This is a genomic window from Faecalimicrobium dakarense, from assembly GCF_000499525.1.
GTDB lineage: Bacteria > Bacillota > Clostridia > Peptostreptococcales > Peptostreptococcaceae > Faecalimicrobium > Faecalimicrobium dakarense.
On the sequence record NZ_HG529345.1, the window covers coordinates 1 to 10,497 of the forward strand.

General features: G+C 27.9%; 11 protein-coding genes and 1 riboswitch. Of the genes, 6 read left to right on the forward strand and 5 right to left on the reverse strand.

Translation table 11 applies throughout. The annotated features are described in order from the left end of the window. Positions 1 to 1,047: cation:proton antiporter domain-containing protein (locus BN899_RS10140; RefSeq protein WP_042275054.1), on the reverse strand; the 1,047-nt coding region annotated here is incomplete at its 3' end. A gap of 56 nt (positions 1,048 to 1,103) precedes the next feature. Next, positions 1,104 to 1,162, reverse strand: a riboswitch (Fluoride riboswitch). A gap of 138 nt (positions 1,163 to 1,300) precedes the next feature. Between BN899_RS10140 and BN899_RS10145 the strand changes: the two genes are divergently transcribed. The 3 genes from BN899_RS10145 (at position 1,301) to BN899_RS10155 (ending at position 3,505) form a co-directional block, all read left to right on the forward strand. Further along, complete coding sequence (locus tag BN899_RS10145) at positions 1,301 to 1,801, forward strand: thioredoxin family protein (protein WP_042275055.1); 501 nt, start codon at positions 1,301 to 1,303, stop codon at positions 1,799 to 1,801. A 126-nt stretch (positions 1,802 to 1,927) separates the two neighbouring features. After that, entirely contained in the window at positions 1,928 to 3,130 is a 1,203-nt protein-coding gene (locus tag BN899_RS10150) for a sodium/glutamate symporter (protein WP_042275057.1), read from the forward strand. 69 nt (positions 3,131 to 3,199) lie between these two features. After that, positions 3,200 to 3,505 carry a DUF1540 domain-containing protein gene (locus tag BN899_RS10155; RefSeq protein WP_042275058.1) on the forward strand — a complete coding sequence of 102 codons (306 nt, stop codon included), beginning with the start codon at positions 3,200 to 3,202 and terminating at the stop codon, positions 3,503 to 3,505. Positions 3,506 to 3,529: 24 nt separating this feature from the next. Here BN899_RS10155 and BN899_RS10160 read toward each other — a convergent pair whose 3' ends face one another. Beyond that, positions 3,530 to 4,795 carry a cation:proton antiporter gene (locus BN899_RS10160; RefSeq protein ID WP_042275059.1) on the reverse strand — a complete coding sequence of 422 codons (1,266 nt, stop codon included), beginning with the start codon at positions 4,793 to 4,795 and terminating at the stop codon, positions 3,530 to 3,532. A 364-nt stretch (positions 4,796 to 5,159) separates the two neighbouring features. Here BN899_RS10160 and BN899_RS10165 point away from each other — a divergent pair, with 364 nt between their 5' ends. Continuing rightward, complete coding sequence (locus BN899_RS10165) at positions 5,160 to 5,843, forward strand: YjjG family noncanonical pyrimidine nucleotidase (RefSeq protein ID WP_042275060.1); 684 nt, start codon at positions 5,160 to 5,162, stop codon at positions 5,841 to 5,843. 45 nt (positions 5,844 to 5,888) lie between these two features. On the opposite strand, the gene pnuC is transcribed toward BN899_RS10165, so the two are convergent. From pnuC to BN899_RS10180, 3 genes are read right to left on the reverse strand one after another with little or no spacing between them, the layout of a single operon-like run. Further along, on the reverse strand, positions 5,889 to 6,578 hold the full coding sequence (gene pnuC / locus BN899_RS10170; RefSeq protein ID WP_042275061.1) for a nicotinamide riboside transporter PnuC: 690 nt from the start codon (positions 6,576 to 6,578) through the stop codon (positions 5,889 to 5,891). Beyond that, positions 6,566 to 7,513, reverse strand: coding sequence for a PfkB family carbohydrate kinase (locus BN899_RS10175; RefSeq protein ID WP_052356802.1), 948 nt, complete (start codon positions 7,511 to 7,513; stop codon positions 6,566 to 6,568). Before BN899_RS10175 ends, pnuC begins: the two co-directional genes overlap by 13 nt. Beyond that, on the reverse strand, positions 7,500 to 8,495 hold the full coding sequence (locus tag BN899_RS10180; protein WP_042275062.1) for an ADP-ribosylglycohydrolase family protein: 996 nt from the start codon (positions 8,493 to 8,495) through the stop codon (positions 7,500 to 7,502). The genes BN899_RS10175 and BN899_RS10180 overlap by 14 nt, the downstream gene beginning before the upstream one ends. Positions 8,496 to 8,767: 272 nt before the next feature. On the opposite strand from BN899_RS10180, the gene BN899_RS10185 reads away from it, so the two are divergent. Together BN899_RS10185 and BN899_RS10190 are read left to right on the forward strand one after the other, a co-directional pair. Further along, positions 8,768 to 9,493 (forward strand): GntR family transcriptional regulator, encoded by a 726-nt coding sequence (locus tag BN899_RS10185; protein WP_042275063.1) that lies wholly within the window; start codon positions 8,768 to 8,770, stop codon positions 9,491 to 9,493. A gap of 163 nt (positions 9,494 to 9,656) precedes the next feature. Beyond that, a complete protein-coding gene (locus BN899_RS10190) occupies positions 9,657 to 10,469 on the forward strand; it encodes an Mrp/NBP35 family ATP-binding protein (RefSeq protein ID WP_042275065.1) in 813 nt (270 codons plus the stop codon). Positions 10,470 to 10,497: the final 28 nt, after the last annotated feature.

The following is a 10,497-nucleotide window of genomic DNA, read 5'->3' on the forward strand; positions in this document are numbered from 1 at the left end:
TTGTACTGTAGCTTTTGGAAGATAAGCTATAATACAAAATAGCCTTTCTTTCTTAGTAAGATTTGTTCCTATAAGTGCTATTAATACTCCTATTGAACGAATAAATAATGAACATGTTAATATTACTAACCCTATTAAAAAGTACTCCCCTACTAAATTAGGATTTATAGCCATTCCAACGAATACAAATAAGTATAATTTTCCTACTTTCCACATAGCATTCATACTATCTAATATCACTTTATAGCTATCTATCATATAATTTCTAATAAAGAATCCATATATCATTATAGTTAAAAGTGAGTTAAAAATCTCAACATGTAAATTCTTTTCTATAAATCTCATTGCTAAACAAACTAAAAATACTAAAAATACTTTCATATATTTATTTTTTATTTTTTCTATAATTGGTTTTGTTATCTTAGATACAATAAATCCAGCTCCTATACTTAATAGTATAGTTAATGGTATTAAAATAAGTTCAAACATAAGTGAGGAACTCTTTCCACTTTGATTTTGCATATATATTCCTAAAAATGTAGTGAACAAAGTTATAGCTACAGTATCATCTGCACTTGCACCAACAAGCAACATCTGAGGGATCGCTTTATCTTGACCTATTTTTCTGTCTATTAAAGAAACCATAGATGGTATAAGCACCGCAGGACTTACTGCCGCTATTATAAATCCTAATATTGCACCCTGTACAAATGTAAAGTTTAATAAAATTGTACTTAAAAAAGCTATTGTAAAGCCTTCTAGTGTTGCAGGAACTATACTTAAAAGCACCGCTGGTCTACCAATTTGCTTTATTTGAGATACACTTATTCCAAGTCCTCCTATAAATAAGATAGTTACTAACCCTATGTCTTTTATTAATGGAGCTATGTCTATTGTACTTTTAGGTACTAAATTTAGTATACTAGGTCCTATTAACATTCCTATTATTATCATACCTATTAATGATGGGAGCTTTACTTTTTCAGCTAATTTTCCACTATAATTTGATAAAACTCCTATTAAAATTAAACTTATAATTACAACCATAATTCCCTCCTAATATTTTTTATTTTTGCAAAAAAATAGACTCCTACCCTTTATATAAAAGAGTAGGAGTCATTAGCTTTCGCATTTAATGGCGAACTCCATCGCCTATGTAACTTTATAAATTTATATTATCATATTATTTTCAAAATGTAAATTTTATTTTCTATTACAAACCCTAAGTTTAAACAAATTTTATAGATAAAGATATTCATAAGTGTTAGTATAAATATATAATTTAATTGGAGGTAAATATATGATTAAAATGACAATTGAGGAATTATTTGATGTAGGGGTAAGTTTTGAATCTTGTGTAGGGGATGGCACAAAAGGTGAAAGACTTAGAATTCCTAAAAATTTATCTAGATTACATCTTTCTGAAGATATGGTTTCTGAAATAAAAGGATTTGAAAAAGAATTAAAATTTTTAGTTTCAGGAGAAATATGGTGTCCTGATTTTCAGCTTAATGTAGCTATACTTAGTAAATTCTGTGAACTTAATCATAACTTTGATATGTCTATAATATCTATGGCACGTGGAAAAAAATTCTTATCACCTATACTTGAGATTGAGAATTTCAAAGGACCAACTATTGTAATTCTAGACAAAAATTATAATATTTTAGGTTTATTCGAAGAAAGACCTAAGGTAGTAGCTAATGCTCCTAGTTTTGATGATATAAAACTTGAGTATTATAAAGGTAAGTATCTACTAGATAGTGTAAATGATTTCCTTGAAATTATGAGAAAAGCTTAAGATTATTTTTATAGCCTAACTTTAAGTAATTGAAGTTAGGCTTTTTATTTATAAATTCTATTAATATTTTGTGCCAAGCTTTAATATAATTTATTATTTATTTCTATATTTATGAGGTGATTAATTTTGTTATCTATATCGCTTGATCTTATACCAACTTTAATTTTGTCTATACTACTTTTTTTATTAGGTAATATAATAAAAAATAAAAGTAAACTATTAACTAAAATGTGTATCCCATCTCCAGTAATTGGAGGATTACTATTTTGTGTTTTAAGCTTACTTCTTAGGCTTTTTAATATCTGTGAAATAAGTATGAATACTAGTCTAATGAATTATCTTATATGCTTTTTCTTTACAATTGTTGGGCTTTCTGTAAGCATATCTTTAGTCAAAAAAGGAGGTAACTTACTAATTAAATATTGGCTACTTTGTGGTGTATTAGCCTTTGGTCAAAATTTTCTAACACTTATTTTATCTAAATTAACTAACATAAATCCTCTTTTAGGTCTAATGTGTGGAACTATATCTATGGAAGGTGGGCATGGCACTGCCGCTGCTTATGGAGCTACTTTAGAAAGTCTTGGAGTTGAAAATGCATGTAGTGTTGGTATTGCTGCTGCTACTTTTGGCCTTATTTTAGCTGGTGTATTAGGTGGTCCTGTTGCAAAGTATTTAATTGAAAAGAATAATTTAAAATCAGCTAATTCATCATTTAATTTTAATAAACATAATCAAAGTAAAATCAGTAATAATTTTGAACTAAATCCATCCTTATTTCTAGAACAAATACTGGTTGTGTTGCTTTGTATAAGTTTTGGAGAACTTATTTCAAAACTAGTATTTAATATAAGCGGTGTAATAATACCTACTATAAGCGGATGTGTACTTTTTGCAGCTATATTTAGAAATACTAATGATAAGCTAAAGTTTATAAGGTTAAATTTTAAAATGTTAGATTTCCTTAGTGAAATTAGCCTTGGTTTATTTTTAACTATGGCACTTATGAGTATTGATTTATTTAAATTATCTAGTTTATTTGGACCAATTGTAATAATAGTAATATCTCAAGCTATTTTTATAGTTCTATTCTCCATATTTATAGCTTTTAAAGTACTTGGGAAAAATTTAGACGCCGCAATAATTATAAGTGGACTTATTGGGCATGGTCTTGGCGCTACACCAAATGCACTGGCTAATATGACTTCTGTAAGTCAAATATATGGATACTCTGAAAAAGCCTTTTTAGTTGTTCCTTTAGTTGCTGCTTTTTTACTTGATGTATTTACTATGCCTTGTATAATTTTATTTATTAATTTATTAGCCTAATTTATTTTAATGTTTAAGTTTTATAAAAATGCCACATACTATAATAGAATTTTAATTTGGAGGTAATTTATGGATACTAACTTAAACTGCATGGCTCATAGTTGTGCTTTTAATAAATCTGGCGATTGTTATGCTTCACATATAAAAGTTGAAGGTTTTGATGCAGCTATAACTCCTGAAACTTATTGTGATACATTTAGAAATGGGTCATCTTTTAATCTCTCAAACTATAGTGGAGAAACTTCTCTTACTAGCACTCAAGATATATCATGTAGTGCAGTTAAGTGTACTTACAATATTAATGGTGGATGTAATGCTAGTCATGTGGATATAAACTTGGAAAATAGTAGTTGCGAAACTTTTATAGCTAAGTAAAAAGAGAGGATAAATCCTCCCTTTTTACATTACTGTATCTAATTGATATTCTTCTTCACTTTCTTCTAATACCCCAAGCTTCTTAGCTACAAGTTTAGTTGTACTAGCTTGCACTACTAATGTTATAAGTATTGTCATAAATACTGTTGATGATATTATTTCATAACCTGGTAATTTCATAGAAACAATTATTCCAGATAGTGCTGCTGGTATAACTCCTGTTTCTCTTACCCACATCATAAATAATTTTTCTTTAAAATTCCATTTAGCATTTTTATCGAATGCACAACAAACTAATATTACTAAAGGTCTTGCTATAAACATTAATACTAAAACTACTCCTAACGATGGTAACCAGTATTGTGATAATGAATTTAAGTCTACTTGTGTTCCTAATACAACAAATATAGCCATACGACATAAAGATCCGATACTTTCTCTAAAGCAATGTTCTGAGTGGAAATCATATTCTGGAATCCAAAGTCCAAACATCTTTTTATTTCCTGCTATAAGACCTGCAATAAACACTGCCATATATCCACTACCATGAAGTAATACTGCTAATTCATAAGATAAAGCGACTTGTAACATAGACATTATCGGTGCATATGAGTGGAATACTCCCCATTTTTTATCAGATATTAATACTGAGAATATATATCCTGTTGCCACACCAATTACTATTCCAACACCTGCTGATACAAATAACTCTTTTAAACTTTCTCCTAATGAAAATTCTCCACTTGTAACTACTGCTAATAATGTAGAAACAAGTATTGCTCCAACTGCATCATTAAATGCAGATTCACTAACTACAGTTTGCTTTATTTTATCGTTTATCGTTACTTGTTTAAATACTGGTATAAGTGCTGCTGGGTCTGTTGATGCTATAACTGCTCCTAAAAGTAGAGCTGTCATCATAGGCAATGCAAATATTTTTCCTGCAAATAATCCAACTACTACAGTTGATACTATAACACCTAATGTAGCTAACATACCTACACTTATTTTTACTTTATTTAAAACTTTTAAATTTATTTCTCTTCCACCTTCATATAATATGAAAGCAGAACCAAATGTAAGAATTAAATTATTCTCTATTGGAAAAGCTTGAATACTTACTAAATTTAATAACGATGGGCCAATTATTATTCCTGCTAATAAATATAAAATTACGTCTGGCACCTTTATGATTTCACTTAATTTACCTAAAACTATACCTGTTATGGCTATAGCTGCAAATATTAATAGTAAATTATTAGTTGCTATTGCTTCTACTGTACTTTCCAATTAAATCACCCCTAACTACATATCTTATTTTTTAATAAAACCAATTATATGCCTATTTTTTTCTTAAGTCAATTCATTTTATTAGATTTCTAACTATTTTTATTCCTATAATTTTTAATGATATCTATTAACTTTTTTTATAGCTATTTTCAATATTTTGCAATTAACGTTTTCCATATCTTATATATTTTGTTTAAAAAATAATTTTTAAATTTCATTTTAAAATTATTTTTATATTTATTTTTTTTCATTTAAAAGTAATAGAACTTTTTTTGGTGAGAAAATATAATACTAGAGTAATATTTTCTGTTGTGCTATAATTTATCAAATTACACATTTTATTTACACAAAAGGGGGCATAATTATGAAATATAAAATTATTTTATTTGATGCAGATGATACACTATTTGATTTTAAAAAAAGTGAAGATTTTGCTATAAGAAACCTAGTATCTACTCTAGATACTAATCTTGATGAAGATTATATTATAGATACATATAAAGATATAAATACTAAAATCTGGGTAGAATTTGAGGAAGGTAAAATTACTTCTGACTCTCTAAAAGTAGAAAGATTTAATAGATTAATAAAAAAGTTAAATATAAATTCCGATGCTAATGAGCTTTGTAATATGTATGTTAAATTCTTAGGAGATGGCTCTTTCTTATATAAGGAAACTGAAGAACTGTTAAATTATCTATCTAAAAATTATAGAATTGGAATAATAACTAATGGTTTAGCTGATGTTCAACATAGAAGAATTAGAAATTCTGCTGTAGGCCGCTACTTTGAGGATGTTGTTATATCTGATGAAATAAAAATAGCTAAACCAAGTCCTGAAATATTTGAACATGCTTTAAATAATTTAGACCATAGTGACAAAGAAAGTGTCTTAATGGTAGGAGATAGCTTAAATTCAGATATAAAAGGCGGAATTAATGCCGGTTTTGACACTTGTTGGTTTAATCAACATAAAAAAGAAAATAATTTAAGTATAAAGCCTACTTACGAGATAAATAGCTTATTAGAATTGAAAAATATATTATAATAAAAATGACAGCCTATTCATACAAAAATGGCTGTCATTTTTATATTAAACTAATTTTTTATTTAACTTGCTCCAATTTATGTATCCATATATTGAATTGAACAGATATGCTGCCCACATTACTATCATAGTAACACTTCCCTCTGGAGTTGGTAACAATATTATCCACATTACAACAGACACAATATTTACTATTATCCATATTAACCATTGTTCTTTATATCTTAAAACTTGCAGTATAAGTGCTACTACTGAAGTAACTGTAGTTATAGTGTCTATTAACTGAAGATTACCACCAAATGATTTAAGTAGTTGGTAATACGCAAATATAGCTACTAATACTCCTACGAATAACATTATTAATCCTTTTTTTGTCAGTGCTTTTGCCTCTACATTACCATCTTCATCTTTTTTCTTATTCCATAATAAAAAACCTACTATGTTCATTGGTATAAAGTAGAGAGCATTTAGCATTACTTCTCCATATAATTTATTCCCAAAACATAACCACGCGTACAAAGCTACATTTATCGTAGCAAAGAAATATGTTGATATCTTTCCTTTAGCACATAAAACAACACCTATAATTCCTGTAACACCACTTATTAAAGCTACTAATGAATCTTTCCATATTACACTTAATGCTATCATAGTTATAGTAGAAACTATTAACCAAGTTTTTTCAAATAAAGTCCAATCATTTAATACTGACTTTTTATTAGTTACATTTTGCATTTTAAATACTCCCCTTTATTAAATAAATGTTTTTCTATTTTAGGTCCCTTAATACTTACGACTTTAGATGCCACTTTATTTGCTATTTTACAAGAATCTTCAAAGCTATATCCTAAAGATTTCCCAGCTATAATACTTGCTAGATGGCTATCTCCTGCACCTATTGTATCAATCACCTCAACTTTATTTCCCTCAATTAATTTAATTGAATCTTTTAATTTCTCTTTGTACTTTGCTATACTTGGATTTAAATATAACACCCCTTTATCTCCTCGTGTTATAAATACTGTGTTATTACTTTTGCTGTATATCTCAAATATTGCATCCTCTACATGGCTTAATCCTGTATACTCTAATGCTTCTTTATCATTTAAATGAATTATAGGATATAAATCATATATTCTTTCTAATACATTTTTATCTAAATTGGATATTCTAGGTCCTGGAGCAAAGTAAATATTTAAATGATTATTACTTTCTAAAAAATCACATATTACTTCCCCACTTTTTCCTTCTAATTCATACCCTGATATGTAAATATTTTTATAATCCTTAGAATTTAAAGAACATAGCCATTCTTTTTTAAACTCACATTCTGTTCCTTGAATAGTTATAAATGTCCTCTCTCCATACCCTTCAACTAGGCATAAGCAGTACCCATTATCTTTTCTATTATCCCTTATTAACACTTCATATCCATTATCTAATAAATCCTTTTCTACTAAACTCCCATATATTCCACTTCCTACAGGAACTACTAAATCATGTTCTACTTCAAAGTTTTTAAGTATATTAGCTACATTGTACGCACAACCTCCAACAGTTAATACTTCTGAATTTGCACATATATCATCTCCTGATTTAGGTAGTTTATCTATTTCTAAAATTTTATCTACTATAGCTGCACCTAGTACTAATGTTTTAATTTTTCTCACCTCTTTTCTTATCTAAAATTTCAATATATTTATTTAAATCTACTTCATTTTCTTTATCTAAAACTTCTAAATATTTCTTATTTATTTTTTCTATGCCTGTAAAAGCTCCACATATTGCGGTTGCCATTGCCCCTATTGTGTCAGTATCTCCACCTAAATTAGCGCAAAGTAAACTGCATTTATTAGCATCTTTTGCATAATAAGCTATACTTAACGCTGCTGGTACTGATTCACTAGTTATAACACCAGCACCTATTATGTTATAAATACTCTCTAAAAACATATCATCATTTCCATCAAATTTTTTAGCTAATTCTACTCCAACCTTTGTTCTTGCTGCCATAGATGGATTTATAGTATCTGCTCCTAATTTCAAAGCTATCTTCTCTATTTCATAAACGTCTTTCATAATTTTATCAAAGTTATCATTTTCCATAGCCGAACTTACTGCCATAGCTATCATAGATGCTCCTGCTATAGCTATATCACTACTATGAGTTATTTTAGAAACTTCATACACATAGTTTGCAAGGTTAATTTTTTCATTGGATTTAAATAAACATCCTATAGGAGCTATTCTCATAGATGATCCATTGCTTTGAGCTGTGTTTGTAGCTTCACTTGCATATTTCCCTTCTCTGAAACTTGATAATGCAAGCTTAGAACTAGGTCCTAGTATATTATTTTCAAAGGCATTTTCTTTATCTGCCCAATCTAATAATTTACTTGCTATATCATTAGGATTTGGTATAAAGTCTGTATCTATTAATGAATCTATTATTATTAAAGCTTGAGCTGTATCATCTGTATATTGACCTTTTGTATAGTTACATGCTACATCATTTTCTTTAGGCCCATCTAAAAATTCTTTTATTTCACCAAAATAACTTTTAACTTTATTTCTACTCCAAAGTTCTGGTGGCATTCCCATTGCATCGCCTAATGCCATTCCATATATTGTTCCCGCTATTTTGTTTTTCATATACCCTCCTACTTAACATGTAATACATTTTCTATCATAAATATAATAAGTTGTTATATTTATATGACTTATTTTAATTCTCATCATAAATAATGTCAATAGTGTATTTTATTTATTGTTAAAAGCTTTATTATTATAATTATTTTTACAATTATGCTATACTATTTGATTTTAAATATCTTTTTATCTGCATGATATAGCTTAATTGTTGTATTTTAACTTTATAACTTGTTATAATATTAGTACAAATATTGTTAAATGAGGTTTTTATTATGAATAATGTGTTGCCAAAGTATTACGTTATAAAAAACGATATAATAGAAAAAATAAATAACGAAGAATTTACTGCTAATCAACTACTCCCATCTGAAAGAGAATTTATAGAGGAATATGGTGTAAGCAGAATTACAGTGAGACGAGCCATTGATGAGCTTGTTAAGGAAGGATATGTATATAAAATTCAAGGTAAAGGAAGCTTTGTAAAAGGTGATACTTTTAAGCAAAAATTAACTACTGTACATAGTTATACTGAAGAAATTATAAACAACGGAATGATACCTTCAAGAAAAATTCTAAATATGGAAATAAAAAAAGTTGATGTAAAAAAAATGAGGAAATTAAATTTAAATGAAAATGATGAAATCTTCATTTTAGAGCGTATATATTATGCAAATGATGATCCTATTTGCTTAACTAAAACTGTACTTCCTTACAAATTATTTCCTAAAATTGAATGCTTTGACTTTGTTAATAATTCACTTTACTATATTTTAGAAAATTTCTATAACCTGAAAATTACTAGGGCTAGCCAAGTATTAGAAGCATCAGCTTCAACTACTAAAATATCAGATAGCTTAAATGTAGAAGACGGTCATCCCCTTTTACTTTTTAAAACTATAACTTACGGATCTTTTGATGGAGTCGACATACCTTTTGAGTATTTTAAATCATATTTTAAAACTGATAAAATTAAGTACTCTATGGAACAATTAAGATAATTTGTTTTCTTTTAAGTATAAGGGGTATATTATAGATATATAAATTTTTATAATTGATTTAATTAATTATAGTGCTAAAATTATATATAGTGATATTCTCTTAAATAACTTTAATAGTAAGAGAATATTTTTAATAAATATATGTAAATTGGAGGGATGCTAGATGGGAAATTGTAATTCTTGTCCATCAAAAAATAACTGTAATAGTCAAGCGACTTGTACTATAGAAAATAATCCTAATAATAAAATAGGTAAAATAATTGGTGTAATGAGTGGTAAAGGTGGAGTTGGTAAATCAACTGTGACTGCACTTATTGCTAAAAAATTAAATAAAATGGGATATAAAGTTGGTATCCTTGATGCTGATATAACAGGACCAAGTATTCCTAGACTTATGGGTGTTAGAAATGGTAAAGCTTATCAAGGTCAAAATGGTATAATACCTGTAGAAAATTCAAATGGTATAAAAGTAATGTCTATAAACCTTATGACAGATGATGAAAGTCAGCCAGTTGTATGGAGAGGCCCAATGGTTGGTAATGTTGTAAAACAGTTTTATGGTGATGTACTTTGGGGAGAAGTTGATTATTTATTAATAGACATGCCTCCAGGTACAGGAGATGTTGCTTTAACTGTGATGCAATCTATTCCAATTAGTGGCATAGTCATGGTTTCAGTTCCACAAGACCTAGTATCTATGATAGTATCTAAAGCTGTTAATATGGCTACTATGATGAAAATAAATGTATTAGGTGTTGTTGAAAATATGAGCTACATACAATGTCCTGATTGTGATAAAAAGATAAAATTATTCGATGGAGTTGAAACTGAAAAATTCTTAAAAGGAATGGAACTTGATCTGCTTGGTGAACTTCCTATGACTAGAGAAATAGTTGATATTACTCATAATGGTGTTGAAGAAATAAGCGATGAATTAGATTCTACTTTATCTAAAATAGTTAATAAAATTAAATAATAAAAAACTACCTACTATTAAGTAGGTA

Excerpts from the sequence above, each read along its gene's own strand:
- BN899_RS10165 (WP_042275060.1), top strand. The coding sequence starts at position 5,160 with ATGAAATATAAAATTATTTTATTTGATGCAGATGATACACTATTTGAT.
- BN899_RS10180 (WP_042275062.1), bottom strand. The coding sequence starts at position 8,495 with ATGAAAAACAAAATAGCGGGAACAATATATGGAATGGCATTAGGCGAT.
- pnuC (WP_042275061.1), bottom strand. The coding sequence starts at position 6,578 with ATGCAAAATGTAACTAATAAAAAGTCAGTATTAAATGATTGGACTTTA.
- BN899_RS10145 (WP_042275055.1), top strand. The coding sequence starts at position 1,301 with ATGATTAAAATGACAATTGAGGAATTATTTGATGTAGGGGTAAGTTTT.
- BN899_RS10155 (WP_042275058.1), top strand. The coding sequence starts at position 3,200 with ATGGATACTAACTTAAACTGCATGGCTCATAGTTGTGCTTTTAATAAA.
- BN899_RS10185 (WP_042275063.1), top strand. The coding sequence starts at position 8,768 with ATGAATAATGTGTTGCCAAAGTATTACGTTATAAAAAACGATATAATA.
- BN899_RS10190 (WP_042275065.1), top strand. The coding sequence starts at position 9,657 with ATGGGAAATTGTAATTCTTGTCCATCAAAAAATAACTGTAATAGTCAA.